This is a genomic window from Bacillus sp. 2D03, assembly GCF_003946765.1.
GTDB lineage: Bacteria > Bacillota > Bacilli > Bacillales > Bacillaceae_G > Bacillus_A > Bacillus_A cereus.
Genome location: NZ_RPSJ01000025.1, coordinates 1 through 20,326 on the forward strand (window position 1 = coordinate 1; position 20,326 = coordinate 20,326).

Genomic DNA, 20,326 nt, shown 5'->3' on the forward strand with positions numbered 1-20,326 from the left:
AGACAACTCTTGCTTTTGATGCATATTCATAAAAAGCACGTCACCCTTTCTCATTAATATAAGAAAATAGTAACGCGCTTTTAATTTCAAAAATAGCCCGAATCCTTAAGTTGATGGATGTGGGGTAGCACCACATCGCTATCAAGTTAAAAAAACAAAATACCTCCTAAAATGAAAAAATACTGTAAAGTAATAATAAAGATTTGATAGTATAATCAAATTATCTAAATGTTTATTTGGAGGTTTTATTAATGAACATTTTAAGTTCGTGGTTATATAATATGAAAATCATAAAATACTTATTGGGAAGGAGTTGATAATTTAAAGCTAAAGGAGAGATATTAATGATATATAGAAAAGCAAATCAGAAAGATTATGATACAATTTTGAATATATGGGAAGAGTCGGTTTTAGCTACTCATCATTTTTTAAGAGATACCGATAGAGAAGAGTTTAAAAAAGAAATCCCCTCATATTTCCCACATCTTAATGTCCAGTTATGGTATGAGAAAGAGGATTTAATTGGCTTTTCTGCTATAAATAAACAACACTTAGAAATGTTATTCTTAAAACCTAATAAAATAGGTAAAGGATACGGTAAAGCTATTATTAATTCTTTAATTAAAGACTTTGATATTACAACAGTTGATGTAAATAAAGACAATAAGAGTGCAACTAAATTCTATATTAATAATGGCTTTTTTATAGTAAGTGAAACGGAAACAGATTCTTCTGGACGTCCATACCCTATACTAGAGCTAAAGTTAAAATAAGGTAAAGGTGGAAATCCTCCCTTACCTTTGATTTTTGTACTAAACTGCGCGTTAGTCCAATAAGAATTAAACAACTTTATTGTCACTTAACAAATACGCTATTCTTTTCGTAGAATCATAGGAAAGGATGGCGTATTTTTTCATTTTAGGAAGGGACTTTGTTTTGTTAGGTTCATATGGATAGGACGGGACCTCCTTCTAGTTTTGGATAATCATTTGCTTTATCTATTGTAAATAATTTTGAGTCCGATGGATCTCTTATTCTTGGCGTAAAATTAAATCCTAATAAATGAGTAAATCCGAGAATCTATTTTGTGTAACCGACTGTGTCTGTATACAGCAATATGACTTTACTTGGTGTAATAGGTATGATAGGCTCGTTATTCAGAAAAGATTCCGATTGAAAAAAAGCACATCCATAGAGGAGGATTGGTAACCATGAGTGATAAAGTACTTATTGTGGAAGATGAACGCGAAATTGCAGATTTGGTTGAGCTATATTTGAAAAACGAGAATTATACGGTTTTCAAATACTATACCGCCAAAGAAGCACTGGAATGTATAGATAAGAATGTGCTTGACCTTGCAATATTGGATATCATGCTTCCCGACGTAAGTGGTCTCACTATCTGTCAAAAAATAAGGGACAAGCACACCTATCCAATTATTATGTTGACGGCGAAAGATACGGAAGTAGATAAAATTACAGGGCTAACAATTGGTGCGGACGATTATATTACAAAACCCTTTCGCCCACTAGAGTTAATTGCGCGAGTCAAGGCGCAGTTACGCCGATATAAAAAATACAATGGAGTAACGGCACAGAACGAGAATGTTATCGTTCACTCTGGTCTTGTCATTAATATAAGCACGCATGAGTGTTCTCTGAACGAGAAGCCGTTATCTCTCACTCCCACCGAGTTTTCAATCCTGCGTATCCTCTGTGAAAACAAGGGGAATGTGGTTAGCTCTGAGCAGCTGTTTCATGAGATATGGGGTGACGAATATTTCAGCAAGAGCAATAACACTATCACCGTGCATATCCGACATCTGCGAGAAAAGATGAACGACACGGTTGATAATCCGAAGTATATAAAAACGGTATGGGGGATCGGCTATAAAATTGAAAAATAAAAATAAGAATAAAAAAATCGATTATTCAAAATTAAAACGAAAACTCTACCAGTATATCCTTACGATTGTCATGGCAGCAGTTGTATTTGTGCTGTTTGTGCGTCTATTTATCCAAGGGACACTGGGGGAGTGGATCGTACGTTTTTTGGAAAACAGTTATCATTTAGAGCGTTGGGACGCAATGATAATATATCAGTATACTATACGGAACAATATAGAAATTTTTATTTATGTGGCGGTTGCCATTAGTATTCTTATTCTATGCCGAGTTATGCTTTTAAAATTTGTAAAATACTTTGAAGAGATAAATACCGGTATTGATATACTTATTCAGAACGAAGATAAACAAATTGAGCTTTCTGCGGAAATGGAGTTCATGGAACAGAAGCTCAACACATTAAAGCGAACCCTTGAAAAGCGAGAGCATGATGCAAAGGTGGCCGAACAAAGGAAAAATGAAGTTGTTATGTACTTGGCACACGATATTAAAACGCCTCTTACATCAGTTATCGGTTATCTGATCCTGCTTGACGAGGCACCAGACATGCCAAGAGAGCAAAAGGCAAAGTACGTGCATATCACGTTAGACAAAGCGTATCGCCTGGAACAGCTAATCGACGAGTTTTTTGAGATTACGCGATATAACCTTCAAACGATTACGCTCACGAAAAAGCACATAGACCTATACTATATGCTGGTGCAAATGACTGATGAATTTTATCCCCAGCTTTCTGCGAAGGGGAAACAGGTGGTACTCCATGCTTCTGAAGATTTGACCGTATTTGGTGACCCTGATAAGCTAGCGAGGGTCTTTAACAATATTTTAAAAAACGCCGCTGCATACAGCGAGAACGACAGTGTAATTGACATTACGGCGGAACTCTCCGATGATGTGGTATCCATCGTTTTTGAGAACGCCGGAAACATCCCGAAAGATAAACTCGCTACCATATTTGAAAAGTTTTACAGATTGGATGATGCCCGTTCTTCTGATACGGGCGGCGTGGGACTTGGATTGGCGATTGCAAAAGAAATCATTGTTCAGCATGGCGGACAGATTTACGCGGAAAGTAATGATAACTCTACGACTTTCACGGTAGAACTTCCAGTCTTCCAAGACTCGGTTGATAAAGGGGATTCTTAGAAAATAATCATTATTTCTTAAGAAATTCTTAAGGTTATCTCTATTTTTTCTTAGGAAATTAACAATTTAATATTAAAAAATGGTTCGTTCTTATGCGGTAGACTTAAACCATAAGAACGAGCTTTTTTTATTTCGTCAAAGAAAGATATGATAACTTATGCGTGGATTAAAATAGCTCAAATGTTTAGAAAAAGAGTGACACAAATATTTCTTTTCTTTTTAGCGAATTGTGCCAAATGAGCAATCTACTGTTTTGGATGTTCCTGCACACCACTGAACAGAGTATACACATCTAGATATAGCATCGCTTTGCAGAAAGTAATCGTTAAGAGTTTCATATCCGAAATCTTCAGCGTTTGAATCAGCGTGACATTATCATCAAGTCATTTACCTAAGGAGGAAGCTGAAAATGAAGAAGTGGTGTTTTTTTATTGTTATTTTTCTTAGGTTTTGCTTTCATGAATAAAGCACTGTTTTTTCAGAATAAAGTAGAGGTTCAAAAATATGATCAAAATCACAAAGATAACATAGATAATACAGGGACTACCTCAATTATTCAAAAGAAAGAGATTGTAAAAGAACACATCTATCAAGGGAATCTGCTCTTAATTAACAGTAAATATCCTATGCGCCAAGTGGACTTTACCATGAGATGAAGGCTGATTATGCCTTACCAGCAGGTTATAGTGAACATAATTCAGGTTTATCACTTGATGTAGGATCAGGCTTAACGCAAATGGACCGAGCACCTGAAGGGAAGTGGATAGAAAAAAATGCTTGGAAATACGGCTTTATCTTACGCTATCCCTCGGATAAAACGGATGTTACAGGTATTCAATATGAACCTTGGCATATTCGCTATGTCGGTTTGCCTCACAGTACGATTATGCAAAAAATGAATTTAGCCTTGGAAGAATACCTGGATTATTTAAAAGAAGAAGAGAGCATTTCAGCAAGTATTGAGGGGGAAAAATATACGATGTCATATTATCCCTTTTTTCAAAGCAAGACAATTGATGTTGAAATACCTGTAAAAGATATGGGTGGGGTGATTATGACCACCCGTTCTTGAATTATATTCTAAAATGACAAAGTTATAGATTACAATGTAAAGTTAGGAGATTTTAAATGCATTCAGGAGTTTTGATTAATTATTTATATACTTATTTTTTTACTATTATTTTTTGTATAATGTTTCAAATTGGATTTTATTTTAAAACGAAAAAAAATATATCTATTCAGCATTTTCTATGGGTGTATGTTTTTCTATTCTACCTTTCACTAGTGTATAAGGTGACGCAGATAGGGACTATATGGGACATAGGTAGATACGAAACATTAATTCGTGCAAATCAAATTAACTTGATTCCATTTGCTTCTGAAGGTATGACTACTTATGTCTTAAACATTTTACTGTTTATGCCATTAGGTTTTTTATTGCCGGCTATTTGGCCGCAGTTTAGAAGAGTGAAAAGTACTGCCTATGCTGGATTCGGTTTTTCATTGGCTATTGAGTTAGGTCAATTGCTAGATAATAGAATTACAGATATTGATGATTTATCTATGAACACCCTGGGAGCAATTATTGGGTATTTATTATATAGAGTATTATTCAAAATGTTATATAAAAGAGATGAAAAAAAGATTGATAATAATATTTCTCTAGTAATAAAATACGAGGCTATTTTTTATTTGGTTTGCTCATTTGTAGGTATGATGTTAATTTATTATCCAGTTTTATTTAGACGGCCTCTAATCCTTCAATAAGGTGATTAAGATGCTGTCAGATAATTATATACATATAGTAAATTGATTCTTAAATAATAGGATATTACAAATACCCATTTATATTAAATTCTCATAGAAATCTTTCAAAACTACTCTTATTGAAGGTTGAGTAGTTATTGAATTGATTTCTATTGCCCCCGTTTTATATCATAGTACCAGCCTTTAATTAACAATTATATCCATTGCGAAAAAATAAGATAGGCTTTAATATTTACCAGTATTTAAATGCCAAAAATTGTTTAAGGCATTTCAACCAAAATTTAAGAGGAGCATACAATGAACAAACTAAAAAGGTTATTGAAACGTAAAACGACTTGGATAATTCTTATCCTATTCGTATTTGTTTATGTAAATAACAGTTCTTTTTTTGCTAAGAGGGATGATGGAACTCCTCTTCTTCTTGCTCACCGAGGACTTTCGCAAACATTTAGCATGGAAGAGATTGAGAGCGATACATGTACAGCAGAACGTATAAATGAACCTGAACATTCTTATTTAGAAAATACAATTCCATCTATGGAAGCGGCATTTAAAGCTGGAGCTGATCTAGTAGAGTTTGATGTTCAACCAACTAAAGATAATAATTTTGTTATTTTTCATGACTGGACTCTTGATTGCCGTACTAATGGTAAAGGTGTTACAAGAGATTTTACAACAAAAGAACTACAAGCACTTGATATTGGTTACGGTTATACAGCTGATGGAGGTAAAACATTCCCGTTTCGTGGTAAAGGGATTAATCTTATGCCAACACTTGATGAAGTACTTAACCATTTTCCAGATCGTTCTTTTCTTATTCATATTAAAAGTGATGATGAAAATGAAGGAATCCAATTGGCTGCTCACCTTAAGAAATTACCAGCGAAACGCCTTGATCAACTAACTATATATGGTGGCGATAAACCAATTGCTGCGATAAAAGAGCGCATCCCTAGTTTACGAACAATGTCAAAAGCGACCATGAAAAAAGATCTTATTACTTATATGGCATTAGGGTGGACTGGCTACATACCTTCAAGCCTGAAGCATGGAGAGTTACATATACCAGACAAAGTAGCTCCTTGGCTTTGGGGATGGCCAAATCGTTTTCTTAATCGAATGGATAAAGCAGATACTCGAGTTATCGTTGTAGGAGGAAATGGGTTTGGATTTTCAAGTGGATTTGACTCATCTGAAGATATAAAACGCCTTCCTGACGATTATACAGGTGGAATTTGGACAAATCAAATTGATAAAATAGCACCTTTATTTAAGAAATAAGGGACAATATAATAATTGAAGTTTTTCATCTGTTTAACCATCTATATTTTAAAAGAAGACTTATTAATAATGTTGAAGTTTTATATACTGAAAAACACCCCTAATTTCCTATACATAATGGAAATCAGGGGTGTTTTTGGATAAATGGGACTTACTTTATTTATATTCAAACAGAAGTACAACAACTATCAAAGAATAAACCGCTAGATGTATAAAATGAGCTGATGTAGATAAGTAAATTTTTCGTTTGGGGGTACCTTCAAGATCTTAAGCTTGATGGGCATGGGGTAGCACCACATCGCTATCAAGCTAAGCTCATACAACGTCAATCATAGTAGAGGTTGCTTCTCTTTTTCTAAAGGCTACGTGTAGGGAATTTAAAGATTTGCATACGAAATAAATCCTAACGGGTTTCATTTTTTGAATTAAGCCGCTTGATTATCAGACATGGTACAATTGTAAACAACACCTAATATATCAAAGACTGTTTTTTTCTCATATCGATGAGATTTTCGCCCGTTTTGCTGTAGGAGATTGAACAGACGAAGTAACACCTTTGATAGCTCTTGGGTGTTTTTTTGTATAGTTTGGAATAGAAGAAGAAAATAGTCTTTAATCATCTATATGGCTTTATACTCACTAAGCTCTCGTTTTTTCTTCATAAGGAGCAATTCAACATCCCTAGCAAGGTCTCGTAAAATATTTGGAGATAAAAAGCGGTGAATCTCTTGAGCAAATAGCTGTAATTCATCAGATACAGAAATAGACATACAAAAACGCCATCCTTTCTATATATATTTCTAAAACAAGAATAGCGTATTTTTTCATTATTATGGGGGATATTATGCTTTTAAGTTAATGGAGTTCTAATGGCGTCAAGTTTCAAATGAGTGCAAGTGCTAGCAACCCATTAAATATAAATGTACCTGCTGTTGACTATCTTTTAACTGTGCATGTCAAAAAAAAATGGCACTGTTGATATTGAAGGTAAACATGATGGATTCCCTTGCTATGAATTTTATAAACAAACAGATTTTGGTCCGTTTGAACTAATTCATACACATGATTTCAGAGAAACTGGTGATACAGCTGAAGCACTAGGTGGAGACATGGAGTGCAGTTTTAAAAAGACATTGTAAAGACAATATAATCCCTTTAAAAATATAACAACATAATAGTGAGTAACAGGAGGAAAAAGCATGACAACAGTATTATTTGTAAAAGCAAACAATCGTCCAGCGAATCAGGCGGTTAGTGTGAAATTATATGAGGCTTTTTAGCAAGTTACAAAGAATCACATCCAAATGATACAGTGATAGAGCTTGATTTATACAAGGAAGAATTACCATATGTAGGAGTAGATATGATTAACGGCACATTTAAAGCAAGTAGAGGATTTAATTTAACAGCAGAAGAAGCAAAAGCAGTAGCTGTTGCTGATAAATATTTAGATCAATTCCTTGCAGCTGATAAAGTAGTCTTTGGTTTCCCGTTATGGAATTTAACAATCCCAGCTGTACTACACACATATATTGATTACTTAAACCGTGCAGAAAAAATTATTACCACAGGTCTTGAAAAGGCTGCTAAAGTAGCAAGTACGTTCTAACTAATATAAAATTTGTTACTGGAATTATCTTTATATCAACTTCATTACTATTGAAAAAAAGACCCCCAACAGATATTAATCCAATATTTGGCTATCGAACAACTAGGTCTATGAAAAACATGAAACTTTGGGAAGCTGGAAATAGGTATAGTTCTGAAATCATGACACAAAATGGAGTTATAATTATTATACTAGGAAGTATTATCAGCCTATTTTTAAATAACCCTTCCACTGCAATACTTTTACTTATGGGGTCTATGCTATTACTATTAATCAGTATGTTTATAAGAGTGGAGAATATGCTAAAAAAATTGGAAGAATCATGTAGCTAAAATTTTTGTATGGAGTATTTGAGAAGCTTTATAAAAAAGTTCGATCAAAAACACTTTCAATAAAAAAACGAACCTATTTTGAAAAAGGATTCGTTTTTTTGTGCTTAGGGGTAGTGAAAATTCTTAAGTTGATGGGCATGGGGTAGCACCAACAAAACGCGAATTATGTACGCTAAGCAAAAATATAATAAGCTGTCCATATGGACAGCTTATTTACATAATTCTCGTTATTGGAAGTTACTTTTCAATTATTAATAGACGGTCAAGTTGAGTTTCGTGATAACTCTACAGGCTTAAAGTGTTCAACTGTTGGAAATGGATCATAAAAGTGATGCAATAATGCTTTCCACTCTTGATATTGTTCAGATTGACGAAATCCTATCGTGTGGTCTTCTAAAGTTTCCCATTGCACAAGGAGCAAATATTTTCCTTTCTGCTCCATACAGCGTTGTAATTCATGATTTATGTATCCTGGCATGGAAGAGATGATTGAGGATGCTTGCTTAAATACTGATTCATACTCCGTCTCCATACCGTCTTTTATTTGCAACATGACTGCTTCTAAAATCATTTTGAAGTTCTCCTCCTTTTCTTAATTGTACCATGTGAGGGGAACGCTGGATGAGGAGTTTTGATGTATAACATATACACGTGAAGTTAACATAACGTCCTATTATTAACAATCGTATATTCGTTAAAAGCTTTTTGGGATAGTTACGATCCTATTGGGAACATTAAATTTTATGGAGGTGATTGTAATGAATAATAACAAACAACCAAACAAAACTTCTGTAGGAACAAATGCTGCATCTAACAAATTTGGAACGGAATTTGCTAGTGAAACAGATGTACAAGCAGTAAAACAACAAAACGCTCAAGCAGAAGCTAAAAAGAACCAACAATCTAGCCAACAATAAAGAGTTAAGAAACAAAGGATATTTTCTATAATTGTGGGAAATACCCTTTGAGTAAACTATTCAAGATGCGATAAAGCATCATTTATGGAACCAAATTACGTAATAGAAAAAGACTACTTCTTTTAACTGGAAAAAGGTAGTCTTTTTCTGTTTTTAAGATGTATATTCTATTCATGTGAGGTTAACATAACGTCCTATTATCAGTAGCAATAGTAAAGGAGGAACCCTACTCTCACAAGGGAACCCCCTTTTTTGTGCTATGGGTCTATGCATTTTTCTATACATTACTACCCTGACAAGGTTTTAGGGTCCTCTTTTGTTCGTGAATTAGTAGAAAAACTGTATAATATCTTGCATACTCTTAGCGTGGTTATTTTTCAAAATGCTGGTGATACCCCTCATTGTATTTAGAGTAAAAATTTTTAAATATAGCAGAAATGATAATGAAGTATCTATCTCTAATTTGCTAACTAAAAATTTTCAATACAATTAATGTAGAAGCAATGGCAAAATAGGATATTAAATATTCTACATTTTATAGACTTGCTAAACAGTATAAAGAAGTAAAAAAAAAGGAAATCTAACGAATAATTAAGGATGATTCAGGGGGTACCAAATGGAGCATAAAACAGAAGTAACAATTGGGGATTATGTTCAATTTTTATATCGTAAAAACCCTAATTTAGAATTAACCGGATATGTAGTCAGTGTTCTACAGAATACAATTGTTGTAGATATTACAGAGATAATGGGATTTGAAGTAGATGATGTTAGGCAAGTAGTAAAACACGGTTACTATAATAAAGTGAATCAAAGGCAAATAAAAAATAATGTTTCAAAAAAATGCTCCTAGATCAATCTAGGAGCATTTTTTTGATGAAGTTACTGGATTTCTTACGATGATAAATACCAGCCGTTAAAGAGTAACATATTCATTTAGAAAAAGCACTATCATGGATTCTTTTATATGCCAACCGACGTTCATCTCCACCTGCAATTGGTGTTTCACACCTTCACATTTTTGAGGAAGGAGTCTTCTGTCTGAAAATGATAAAAAAGTCCTTAACAATTTGTTAAGGATTGCGGAATAGAACCGCAATTTGGGCTGACACCCAATCAGTTTGTAGAAAATAAATTGCGATTATAATAGCAATTGCATTCCCAAAAGCAATATTTCAAATGGATTGTAGCATAGCTGTAATTAGATTGGTATCAATAAAATATGGATTGGATTACAAATAGTGGTTTTGAATATTAGAAAGAGTTTAAAAGTTAATTACTTCTCATGAAAAAAACTTACGAGAACTTGTAACGATCAATTTTTAGAGGAAGGGTGGATTTTTAATTATAAATTCACATAATTTTCAAACATTAAAACTCTGGATGTTAATATTTGTTATATAATGAAATCAAGCCATAATCAATATGGTTTCCTCGTTATGAATAATGAGATAATTTATGTGTCCCGTGTATTCGCTTTAAAACAAAAAGAACTTGTAGTGATTTCTACAAGTTCTTTTTGTTTTTCTTATTGTATTAGAAAAAAGCCCTTTAAATATAGCAGAAATAATAATGAAGTGTTTATTTCTCGTTTGCTAACTAAAATTTTGTATTTTAACAGGTTTTATTCATAAAAATATTTTAGACTATAGAATGAATCATTAGAGAGATAAAAAATAAGGAAAAAGGGAAGAACCACCAATATTCTTTCCTTTTTCCTACAATTAGGGTCTCTATATTAATGAATATAGAAGATTATAAAATGTTGGATGCAACAGTTTACATTCAAAATTATAGCAGGAGCGACAGGTATTTTTTATGCAATATTGCATAAAAATTATGATTTATCAAATATACATGTCTAATGAGAAACACAAAAACTCTATATAGGATGAATTTAATCTTTACATTTTCTTTATAGTGAATTAAAAACGGCAAAAAACAAAAAGGTTAATTTTATCAATACGAGTTTTTTCTTTTACATATTAAAATGGAAGTACCCTTTCAATGTATACTGACCCCTTCACAAATCGTAAAGGGATTTTTTTATTTAATAAATGAGTTTTACAAAACATATAGAATGTTAAACTGATAACCCCCATTAATCTCAGTATGTGTACATGAGATCAATGGGGGTTTATTAATATATGTTCGAAGATGTGGGAAGTATTTTGTGTGTCTATAAAGGTTAGTTTTAAATTTTACGGATGTCTGTATATTCTATGAACATTTACAGATATTTTTGTTGTAATTATTGATGAGGTGTATGAAATGAAACACAAAACATTTGGATATGTACGAGTTTCCAGTAAAGATCAAAATGAAGAACGACAAATTCGAAATATGAAAGATTTAGGGATAGAAAATCGAGATATTTTTATCGATAAACAATCTGGTAGAAATATGCAATGCGAAAATTATCAAATGTTAAAACATCTTGCTCGTACAGGTGATACCATTGTATTTGATTCTTTAACTAGACTAGGAAGAAGCATGAATGATGTCCTAGAGGAATTCAGATACTATGAAAAGCATGAGATTAATTTACAATTTATAAAAGAACCATTCATTAATGTAAATTACACAGGTAAGAGTACAAATGATGTTATTCAAAGTGCTATTCAGAAAGCAACTCTTACCATTTTATCTGCTTTTGCAGAAAAAGAACGGCATGATATTAAACAGCGACAAGTGGAGGGTATTGCTCTAGCTAAAAGGCAAGGTAAGCGGTTAGGACGTCCCCCAGTAGAAATTACAGCCGAATTTATTGAAGCCTATAAAGAATGGAAGTCTGGTAGCATTACAGCAGTAGGAGTCATGAAGAAATATGGTATCAAACGTTCTTCGTTTTACAAACTTGCTAAGCAGTATGAAGAAACAAAACATAAAAATCTACTGAATGATTAATTATAATTTAGGAGGTTATTATATGAAACATACAGCAAAAGTAAAAATTGGTGATTGCGTTCAATTTTCTTATCGTAAGAATCCTTCCTTGCAATTAACTGGATATGTGGTAAGAGTTTTAACGAATACCATTGTTGTAGAGGTTTCAGATATGATGGAAGAGGAGTTAATTGATGCTAGACAGGTAGTAAAGCATGGACGTTATCATAAGATAGCCCGTAAACAAGTAAAAAGTAAAGTTTCATGAAAAACGCTCTTAAAGAAATCTAGAAGTAACTTTTCAATTGTCATATAATGTCTTGAATACATTTGTATATTGGCATTTTTGTTCGTATTTTGTATACTAAATGTGAGTTTCCTTACAGTAGGCAATCTTTCAATTTCTATGACAGCCAACTAATCTGTTAATTATGTATGGTAGCAAATAAGCTCTTATGTCCACAGATATAAGAGCTTATTTGTATATGAATCACTCTTTTATGTACAATGAAAGAAAAACATTATATGAGATGGGGAGAGGAAAACCCATGTCCAACCAACAATTAGTGAATTTACGCATTGATTTTGCTTTTTAACAATTATTTGGTACAAGTGGAAATGAGGATATTCTCATTGCTTTTTTAAATGCTATATTACAGGATTCTTTAGAATCGCCCATTGTTTCGTTACAACTGGAAGATCCACACTTGCACTGAGAACATGAAGAGGATAAATTATCGATTTTAGATATTTCCGCTACATTAGATACAGGAATAAAAGTAAATATAGAAATACAGCTGAATAACAATCATGACATGATTAAGAGAAGTTTGTATTACTGGGGAAGGTTATATACATCCCAACTACAAAAGGGAATGCCATATAGTTCTCTTCACAAAACCATTACGATTAATTTATTAAACTTTGTGATGTTTCCAGAATATGAAGCATTTCATACAACAGGAATCCTATGGAATCAACAGCAACAAAAGAAGTTAAGTGATGATCTGGAAGTTCATATTGTGGAGATTCCAAAACTCATGCAACAGTGGCGGAATGAACAAGTAAATCCCTGGGAAGATTCGTTGGTTCGTTGGTTGTTATTACTTTCAGCGAATGAAGATGAAAGATTAACCCAAACATTGGAGGATATTGCGATGAACCAAGACCCGATTTTACAAAAAGCGATGGATAAATGGGAACGTATGAGTCAAGATTCTTCTTTCCGACAAGCGTATGAAGCAAGGGAGAAAGCGTTGATGGATGAAGCTGCGAAGTTTGCTCATGCTCGTAATGAAGGAAAAAAAGAAGGGATTCAGCAAGGGAAAATACAAATAATTAACGGTATGCATGAACTTGGTGTACCAATTGAAACGATTGCTAAAGCAAGCAAGTTAAGTGTTGATGAGGTTGAACGTATTCTAGCAAAAAAGAATTAGTAAAAAAAGAAACGAAGTCAATTTGACTTTGTTTCTTTTTTATATGAATTTTTATCAGAGGAAAAAGCGAAAGTGAGCTGATAACTATGGATTTGGGTATAACATGAGCTTGGTTTTAAAGTAACAGAAATGGAATTCTAGCATTTTGTAGTGTTGATATAGATAGGTTCAAATGAAGTTTTTCTGCTTTACATGTTATATTGTTTCACTGACCTATTTTTTGATAGGCCTAATTTTAATTCTATTAAAATTAGTAACAGATTGTCCAAACTGTACTAATCTATCTTACATAGCATGTAGTAATAAATTAAAAGGAGGAATTTAGTATGTCTTATTACTACTGTAATCATTGTAAGGATTACAAAAAGAAATATCACGATTGTCATAGAAGCAGTAAGGGTTATGAAAAATGTGATAAAAAGCATGAGGAGAAACCTTGGGTTAATGTAAAAGTAAATTGTTGTTCTGATGATAACCAATATAATCTTGTAAGGGCATCTGCTTTTAGAGCTGTGAGCACAGTTAATCAAAATTTATCAGCAAATACATTTGTTAAGGTCTTATTTCAAAATGAACAATTTGATTTAGCGAATGAGTATAATCCAGCTACATCAATTTTTATTCCAAAGACAAGAGGTGTTTATTCTGTTATTGGGACTATTGCGTTCATTCCCAATAATCTAAACACAAATTATAGAGCGCGGGTAGAAATTCGAGTTAATGGAAATCCGGCAATTGCAATAGATAATGATTTTTTTGGTCCAATAAACTTTGCTAATGTTGTTGCTGTTTCATCAATCATTCAGTTAAATGCAGGGGATATAGTTGAGATTTTTGCACAAAGTAGTGTAGCTGGAGTTATTTCTAATGTAGAAAATAGTACGCATTTTGAAGCTGCAAGATTTCCATCACCAGACGCATAATTGATATGAAAATTTTTCTGTGACTTTATATAGAGAAAGTCCATAATTTATATTTGACTTGCATTTATGCAGGTCTTTTTTTGATGAAAAATGTTTATTGTAACACAAGTTGGTTACATTATTTGGGAAATCTAAATTATTTATATAAATTTTGCATGATGTGTACTTAGAAATAATATGTCTATAAACGAAGGGGTATCATCCAATATATGTTTTGGTTGATACTTTTTTGTTTTATGAACAAAAAGGCTATTAAAAAAAGGGTGATAAAAATATCAAATCCTTTTCACTATGTACATTTATTTCACTGTCTCATTTAATTCTATTCCAGATTCAAATGTAGGTTCTTTTGAAGCAGCGATTTGCATTTCTTCACCTGTTTATGGGTTACGTCCTGCACATGCAGATCTTTCACACACTTCAAATGTACCGAATCCTAGTATCTGTACTTTTTCTTTATTAGCTAACGCATTTATTATCGTATCTAATACAGCCTGTGTTACTGCAACTACCTCTTTTAGTGTAAGTTCTATTTTTTCCGCTACTACTTTTGTTAATTCTGTCTAATTCATTTTTAGCACATCTTCATATGTAATTAGGTAACTATTACAACGTGTGTATTTTTATGATGCAATTAATAATATACATAGAAAAATCCCTAGCAAGAGCTAGGGGGACAATTTCTGTATGGTAGTAAGAAAGAAAAATGTGTTCATCACACAATTTATATTTTTACATTTTGATTTTATACAACAAAAATTACCTAATCTAGATAATCTACTTATTTCTACATAAAGGCTACTTTCAATACAATCAGTCAAATTACTACTAGTAAACCCTTTTTAGATATATAATTGTACTATTAAATGCAGATGATACCAAGCAAACATAATTTAATCTGCTTGTTCATAGGAGATTAATAGCTAGAAATATGAAAATTTATAAAAAATAAAAAGGGTGGATAAGATGAAAGCAACAGGTGTTACACGAAGAGTAGATGAATTAGGACGAATTGTTCTTCCGAAAGAGTTAAGAAGAACATTAGGAATTGTAGAAAAAGATCCTATGGAAATATTTGTAGAAGATGAAAAAATCATTTTACAAAAATACAAATCTTATGATGCTTGTGCAATAACTGGTGATATTTCAGAAAAAAATATATCATTAGCAAATGCTCAAATCGTTCTTAGTCCTGAAGGTGCTAAACTGTTAATTAAGGAAATCCAACAGCAATTAGTTAAGTAGATTCATTATTCTTAGTAAATTACATTAAAGCAAAAGACACCTTAATAGATGTCTTTTGCTTTAAATTGAACCAACATAATTCCATCAATACTACTTTTACAATAGCAAATATATCAGCAATCTTTCATATCATATTCATTTTAGCATAGATCAGACTGTTTTCAAATCATTCAAATATTCAAAAACATAAATTTAAAATTCCTACCTTAAAAGGGGTCCCGCCACATCGCTATCAAGCTAAGGTTTTGAAGTACCCCCTAAACGAAAATTTCTTTTCTCTACAGGCAGTTACTTTGAGAAGTCAGCTCATTTTTTTCGTTTTAGGGCGTTTATTTTTCTTAAGCTGATGGGCATGTATGGTGACCCACATAATACAAATAGAAATTAAGAAAATGCCAAAAAAGTTGGCATTTTCTTGATTTCTATTTATCTTTTCACAAAACATTTACCATATTCAACAAAATCACAATCTACATAAAAATAATTATTTCCAGACCAAATTTGAACTCGTTGCTTTGCGCTATCAAAAACATAATTATCATATCCTGGATATGCATCTCTAACCCATACATATTCAGTAGCTGCGCTGACAGGTAATGCGGATGTAACTAAAGCAGTTGCTAAAGCAATCCCTCCTATAGCTTTCTTGATTTTAGATTTCATCATAATTTATATCCCCCTTTATTTTTTGCTATTAAACTTTTAATGTTTAATAGATTACTATCAATATAACACTCTTCTAATAATTGTAAATATTTAGGTAGTTTATAAAAAATATGCAGAATATTACAAATATATATATAATTACCATAAGGTAGTGCCCCTTAATATATAGAGGAGGGCGTTTATGAAATCTACGGGAGCCTATCTACATTAGGAAACTACTATTGATTAAAGGAACAAAGCATATAAAAAGACACTGTATAGTGTCTTTTTATATGTGGATATAGCTCTAAAGAAAATGTAGTGATTAATTAAAGAAACTTGGATGCTTATTAGTTAAACTTAGTATAATTTTAATATACATAAATTTTATTTCAAACTTATAATAAGATGGAACATAATAGGGTTATCTTTGAGAAGAATTTAAGAGAAAAATTTAAATATAGTGAAGGATAGCTTGAAATCTTTTTTCAAATTTGTGCTGGGAAGCTAGAAAAAGTAAAAAGTGTTCTTTTTTACTTTTTACATGTTATTTTGCGGAAATGAATTTAATTGAAATGAGGCGTGCATTGTGAAGTTAGACGTGAATGAGTTAGCAGAGTATCTTGCCAATAATCCTTTCCGAGTAGAAGGAGTATATCGTTATGCTAAAAATCCAGGTGTGCCTTGTGCTGAGTCTACAGATTCTTTCCCAGGATTTGTATTTCCACTTACAGGGAAGACGCAATTTCAATTTAATGGTACGCCGTATACTCTTTCCCCAGGAAAAGTTATACATGGGGGTGCAAAAATGACATTAGCCCATAAAATGCTTGGTGAAATAAACTGGGAATATATTCTTGTTTTATATCGGATAAGCAATTCAGAACGAGAAGACTCTGGCTTTACTCATCAGCATTTTGAATTATTAACAGGACAATCTCCTCGTCTTGTCGAATTACTTATGCGTCTTTGGGATGTATATAATCAGCGTGGAGGCATTTCGATGTTTCAGACCGAAATGCTGTTTCGCGAAGCGTTGAATGAAGCTTTATTAAGTGTTGTCAATAGAGAAAACAACTATGAGTCGCATACTTTATTCGAAAGAATATCTAGTTATGTTCATAAATGCTATTACAAAGATATTACAATGCATACACTTGCAGAACAAAATAATATTAATCGAAATCGTCTTTCTTACGTGTTTAGAAAGCATGCAGGTATGGGGCCAGCAGAATATTTATTGAACTATCGTATAAAGATAGCTCAAAAAATGTTATGTACAAGTGGTGTGCCTGTACAACAAATTGCGCAGGCTGTTGGAATCGCAGACCCTTTTTATTTTAGTAGAGTTTTCAAGAAGCGAGTTGGCATTTCGCCTACTAAATATCGCGAGAATTTCATCAATAATCCATACTAATGTCAACAGGGGTCCATTCTTATTTGAAAATCACTGTTCTATACTTATGGAGAGTTAAAGGAACATTGGATTGAAAGAACTTTCATTGAAATCACTCCTTTGTACTATCTGAATAAAAAGTTCTGGCCTGAGCATTTTCTTTTTAAGCATAATGACGACTTTTTCACTTAGATTACTGTAATATAGTGGAAGTTAAAAATGAGGAGGGATTATTATCCATTACCAACCTATTAAACTAAATGACGAGTTATCTAAAATTAACGATTATTGGTATCCACGAGTGATTGGTGAAATGAATGATGATCAAATTCAGCTTTTTAAAGCTAATGGAGATTTTATATGGCATGAGCATCCTAATACGGATAAGCTATTTATTGTGCTTGAAGGGGAGATGTTCATCGATTTTCGTGATGGACAGGTGAAAATTTCTAAGGGCGAGATGTTTATTGTCCCGAGAAGCGTTGAGCATAAACCTTTCACTGAAAAGGAATCCCACATCATGTTGGTAGAGCCTAAAAGGGAAATGGATTGATAATTGTATCTAATGTTTCGTTGGCAGATAAGAAAGTGTAGATAAAATTGAGAAGTTAGGATTTAAATGCTCTATTATAGAAATATTATCCAGTAACCTTTTCCTTAGTAATTCGTCCGTATTCCTATTCTAATATCTAAAATAAAAATACATCACTATTAAATAGTGATGTATTTTTATTTTAGAAAGAATCGTTGTACATAGCTGTACGAAAATAAAGTTCTCTTTAATTAATAAATTAAAAGCTCTATTCTATTAGAGTTGATGATATGTTTTTATTTACAATATTATATAACTCTTATTTGTCTGGAAAATTGATTTTTTCTGTGGATACTATAATAGTTTAGCTTAATAGCGATGCGGCTCTACCTCGTTGTACACAATACAAGTATTTCTTGCACAAGAATCTAAGACACTAAAACAAAAGTTTTTTCATTTATTTACAAAAAATTCAGTTAATGGTTTTTTATTCCTTTAAATGTATATATCTTTTGGTTTTTATCCCTTATATGCATTTACAATAGTTTTGTTTGCATATTTATTAACTTTTTGACTATTAAAACTTTAAAAAAATTTCGATAAAATCGTTTGCCTCTTCTGTATAAGAAATATATACTTTGAGGTGTAAGGGTGAATACCTTATAAAAATTTAAAGGAGGTTTTTTTATGAAAAAAATGAAAAAGTTAGTGAACCTTGCTTTAGCTGGAACTATTGGTTTAGGAGGATTGGGAGCTTTCGCACCAACAGATGCAAGTGCAGCTGAGGTCTCTCCTGCTAAAACTAATATTCCTACTAACTTATCTACTGAATTACCTACTAATTTTGTAGAGTCTAAGTTACCAAATGCAGCCAAAGCTAGTGCGAATTTAGATGTAAGCATAGATGTATTAGGTATCGCTAATTTGATTAGGAATGCTATTAATAGTCAAACTAATCGTTCAGGATTTGTAAAAGGTGTAATGGAATCAACATTTTATTCTGCAGGTCAACGTTATAATGTTATGGTTTTTAACTTAAACCAAAACTATGAGGATCGTTTTAACGGTGTTAAATTCTTCGGAACAACAGTATATGATGGAATCACTTTTGGAATTTGGGTATTTGAGGATGGGGAATTCACGAATAAAGGTGATGGCGGATGGATTAACTGGGCATTTAGAGGTTGGTTTGATCGTGATGGTGGCCATGTTAAATTTTATCGCCCATAAAAATAAACCACAAAATCAGCCAATTTTGCGGTTTATTAAATAAAAAGTATTACCTAAGCCTAAGAGATCATATTCTAAAATCAACTCCTAGTAAAAACAGTATAGATGATATTTATTAAAAAGAAAAGCACTCTCGGGAGTGTTTTTCTTTTTTTATTTAAAAATAAGGATTTTTAGGAATGGAAACAATAAACCCTTATTGTTTTTATTAACTGAATATCACGAAAAATAATAAGGCTATTAGTGTTTTTTATCATTTTAGCTAAGAAGACTTCTTTCTCAAGGAGTGTGAAGGGGCACAGTCCAGTGAGTAGGTGGGAGGCGTTCAATTAATATTAGAACATATAAAAAGACACTATAGTATGCATAGTGTCTTTTTATATGTTGACTTATTCTGAAAGAAAGTGTAGTGATTAATCATAATTTGTTGGATACTTCTTGGTTAATTCTATTATAACATTATCATGGAAGAATTTAAATGCATTTATGCATATATATAATTTTATTATATTTTAGACACGTCTGAATTTCTTTCGATTTCCAAAAGTTCCAGTTTCTTTATTTTTTATATCTATACTATAATTTAACTGCTAAATCGTAAAAAAGGAGTTCTAATAGATATGGAGATGAGAAACTTACAAAAACTAATTGAAGACAAGAAAGTAGAATTAATTAAACTTGTAGATAAATATGGATTTAGACATCAGCAGGTGCTAAGTTTAAGTCAAGATATAGATAAGTTGATAAATCATATTATTTATATAAATCGCAGACATAAGTAGAACCCTACATTTATAATTGCCGTTTAATGAGAATTACTTTGGAATATTTTAACGAATTTCCGGAAAGAATTCTCCTTCCTCAAGCGTGTGAAGGGCGTAGCCCAACGGTAGGTGGGAGATGAATTTCGGTTTGGCGTAGCCAAAAGGTTTTCCTTTTTATTTTGCCTCTGATATAATCAGTCTTATAAATTATAAGGGCTGGTATATAAATGAAATTAGATAGTAATAACCATTCAGTATTCTTGTTATATTATCACCTTGTGTTGGTCGTGAAATACAGAAGAAATGTGT

At 32.3% G+C, this 20,326-nt stretch carries 18 protein-coding genes and 8 pseudogenes; 21 read left to right on the plus strand and 5 right to left on the minus strand.

The genetic code is table 11. The annotated features are described in order from the left end of the window. Positions 1-344: 344 nt before the first annotated feature. Complete coding sequence (locus EBQ15_RS29855; RefSeq protein WP_000640391.1) at positions 345-773, plus strand: GNAT family N-acetyltransferase; 429 nt, start codon at positions 345-347, stop codon at positions 771-773. Positions 774-969: 196 nt separating this feature from the next. Here the strand turns inward: EBQ15_RS29855 and EBQ15_RS31760 are convergent. Further along, positions 970-1,110: pseudogene (locus tag EBQ15_RS31760) on the minus strand (Tn3 family transposase); the annotation flags it as partial. 101 nt (positions 1,111-1,211) lie between these two features. On the opposite strand from EBQ15_RS31760, the gene vanR-A reads away from it, so the two are divergent. The 5 genes and pseudogenes from vanR-A to EBQ15_RS29890 all read left to right on the plus strand — a co-directional run bounded on the left by vanR-A (position 1,212) and on the right by EBQ15_RS29890 (position 6,099). Next, positions 1,212-1,907 carry a vancomycin resistance response regulator transcription factor VanR-A gene (gene vanR-A, locus EBQ15_RS29865; RefSeq protein ID WP_001281108.1) on the plus strand — a complete coding sequence of 232 codons (696 nt, stop codon included), beginning with the start codon at positions 1,212-1,214 and terminating at the stop codon, positions 1,905-1,907. Further along, positions 1,897-3,051 carry a vancomycin resistance histidine kinase VanS gene (gene vanS, locus EBQ15_RS29870; protein ID WP_000791893.1) on the plus strand — a complete coding sequence of 385 codons (1,155 nt, stop codon included), beginning with the start codon at positions 1,897-1,899 and terminating at the stop codon, positions 3,049-3,051. The genes vanR-A and vanS overlap by 11 nt, the downstream gene beginning before the upstream one ends. A 458-nt stretch (positions 3,052-3,509) precedes the next feature. Then, positions 3,510-4,123, plus strand: a pseudogene (locus EBQ15_RS31765) (M15 family metallopeptidase). 56 nt (positions 4,124-4,179) lie between these two features. After that, positions 4,180-4,818 carry a VanZ family protein gene (locus tag EBQ15_RS29885; RefSeq protein ID WP_000555583.1) on the plus strand — a complete coding sequence of 213 codons (639 nt, stop codon included), beginning with the start codon at positions 4,180-4,182 and terminating at the stop codon, positions 4,816-4,818. 297 nt (positions 4,819-5,115) lie between these two features. Further along, positions 5,116-6,099 (plus strand): glycerophosphodiester phosphodiesterase family protein, encoded by a 984-nt coding sequence (locus tag EBQ15_RS29890; protein ID WP_001037572.1) that lies wholly within the window; start codon positions 5,116-5,118, stop codon positions 6,097-6,099. A 425-nt stretch (positions 6,100-6,524) separates the two neighbouring features. Here EBQ15_RS29890 and EBQ15_RS29895 read toward each other — a convergent pair. Next, positions 6,525-6,773, minus strand: a pseudogene (locus tag EBQ15_RS29895) (IS4 family transposase); the annotation flags it as partial. Positions 6,774-6,958: 185 nt separating this feature from the next. On the opposite strand from EBQ15_RS29895, the pseudogene EBQ15_RS29900 reads away from it, so the two are divergent. From EBQ15_RS29900 to EBQ15_RS29910, 3 genes and pseudogenes are all read left to right on the plus strand, one after another. Continuing rightward, positions 6,959-7,238: pseudogene (locus EBQ15_RS29900) on the plus strand (DUF3238 domain-containing protein); the annotation flags it as partial. 60 nt (positions 7,239-7,298) lie between these two features. Next, positions 7,299-7,657 (plus strand): annotated as a pseudogene (locus EBQ15_RS29905) (FMN-dependent NADH-azoreductase); the annotation flags it as partial. Between the two features lie 56 nt (positions 7,658-7,713). Continuing rightward, complete coding sequence (locus EBQ15_RS29910; RefSeq protein ID WP_082182383.1) at positions 7,714-8,040, plus strand: SdpI family protein; 327 nt, start codon at positions 7,714-7,716, stop codon at positions 8,038-8,040. 262 nt (positions 8,041-8,302) lie between these two features. On the opposite strand, the gene EBQ15_RS29915 is transcribed toward EBQ15_RS29910, so the two are convergent. After that, positions 8,303-8,611, minus strand: a complete 309-nt coding sequence (locus tag EBQ15_RS29915) for an antibiotic biosynthesis monooxygenase family protein (RefSeq protein ID WP_000599690.1) — start codon at positions 8,609-8,611, stop codon at positions 8,303-8,305. A gap of 187 nt (positions 8,612-8,798) precedes the next feature. On the opposite strand from EBQ15_RS29915, the gene EBQ15_RS29920 reads away from it, so the two are divergent. From EBQ15_RS29920 to EBQ15_RS29950, 6 genes and pseudogenes are all read left to right on the plus strand, one after another. Next, the gene (locus tag EBQ15_RS29920; RefSeq protein WP_001063580.1) at positions 8,799-8,957 is read left to right on the plus strand and encodes a gamma-type small acid-soluble spore protein; all 159 of its coding nucleotides are present in this window, start codon (positions 8,799-8,801) and stop codon (positions 8,955-8,957) included. Between the two features lie 616 nt (positions 8,958-9,573). Continuing rightward, complete coding sequence (locus EBQ15_RS29925) at positions 9,574-9,810, plus strand: DUF2187 family protein (RefSeq protein WP_000400417.1); 237 nt, start codon at positions 9,574-9,576, stop codon at positions 9,808-9,810. 1,418 nt (positions 9,811-11,228) lie between these two features. Then, the gene (locus EBQ15_RS29935) at positions 11,229-11,864 is read left to right on the plus strand and encodes a recombinase family protein (protein WP_000681165.1); all 636 of its coding nucleotides are present in this window, start codon (positions 11,229-11,231) and stop codon (positions 11,862-11,864) included. Positions 11,865-11,886: 22 nt separating this feature from the next. Continuing rightward, on the plus strand, positions 11,887-12,111 hold the full coding sequence (locus tag EBQ15_RS29940) for a DUF2187 family protein (RefSeq protein WP_000683046.1): 225 nt from the start codon (positions 11,887-11,889) through the stop codon (positions 12,109-12,111). 280 nt (positions 12,112-12,391) lie between these two features. Next, a pseudogene (locus EBQ15_RS29945) lies at positions 12,392-13,282 on the plus strand (Rpn family recombination-promoting nuclease/putative transposase). Between the two features lie 326 nt (positions 13,283-13,608). Beyond that, a complete protein-coding gene (locus tag EBQ15_RS29950) occupies positions 13,609-14,205 on the plus strand; it encodes a hypothetical protein (RefSeq protein ID WP_000122948.1) in 597 nt (198 codons plus the stop codon). Positions 14,206-14,504: 299 nt separating this feature from the next. Here the strand turns inward: EBQ15_RS29950 and EBQ15_RS29955 are convergent. Then, positions 14,505-14,768: pseudogene (locus EBQ15_RS29955) on the minus strand (HU family DNA-binding protein); the annotation flags it as partial. 403 nt (positions 14,769-15,171) lie between these two features. Between EBQ15_RS29955 and EBQ15_RS29960 the strand changes: the two are divergent. Then, complete coding sequence (locus EBQ15_RS29960) at positions 15,172-15,450, plus strand: AbrB/MazE/SpoVT family DNA-binding domain-containing protein (protein WP_000648354.1); 279 nt, start codon at positions 15,172-15,174, stop codon at positions 15,448-15,450. A gap of 426 nt (positions 15,451-15,876) precedes the next feature. Here EBQ15_RS29960 and EBQ15_RS29965 read toward each other — a convergent pair whose 3' ends face one another. After that, the gene (locus tag EBQ15_RS29965; protein WP_000978065.1) at positions 15,877-16,116 is read right to left on the minus strand and encodes a hypothetical protein; all 240 of its coding nucleotides are present in this window, start codon (positions 16,114-16,116) and stop codon (positions 15,877-15,879) included. Between the two features lie 568 nt (positions 16,117-16,684). On the opposite strand from EBQ15_RS29965, the gene EBQ15_RS29970 reads away from it, so the two are divergent. From EBQ15_RS29970 to EBQ15_RS29995, 5 genes and pseudogenes are all read left to right on the plus strand, one after another. Further along, positions 16,685-17,512: a helix-turn-helix transcriptional regulator gene (locus tag EBQ15_RS29970; protein WP_000762797.1), complete on the plus strand. Its 828-nt coding sequence runs from the start codon at positions 16,685-16,687 to the stop codon at positions 17,510-17,512. A gap of 292 nt (positions 17,513-17,804) precedes the next feature. Continuing rightward, on the plus strand, positions 17,805-18,044 hold the full coding sequence (locus EBQ15_RS29980; RefSeq protein WP_000997183.1) for a cupin domain-containing protein: 240 nt from the start codon (positions 17,805-17,807) through the stop codon (positions 18,042-18,044). 711 nt (positions 18,045-18,755) lie between these two features. Next, the gene (locus EBQ15_RS29985; protein ID WP_372584636.1) at positions 18,756-19,253 is read left to right on the plus strand and encodes a stress protein; all 498 of its coding nucleotides are present in this window, start codon (positions 18,756-18,758) and stop codon (positions 19,251-19,253) included. Between the two features lie 620 nt (positions 19,254-19,873). Beyond that, positions 19,874-20,035, plus strand: coding sequence for an aspartyl-phosphate phosphatase Spo0E family protein (locus tag EBQ15_RS29990; RefSeq protein ID WP_000425963.1), 162 nt, complete (start codon positions 19,874-19,876; stop codon positions 20,033-20,035). A 209-nt stretch (positions 20,036-20,244) separates the two neighbouring features. Continuing rightward, positions 20,245-20,326, plus strand: a pseudogene (locus tag EBQ15_RS29995) (IS200/IS605 family transposase); the annotation flags it as partial.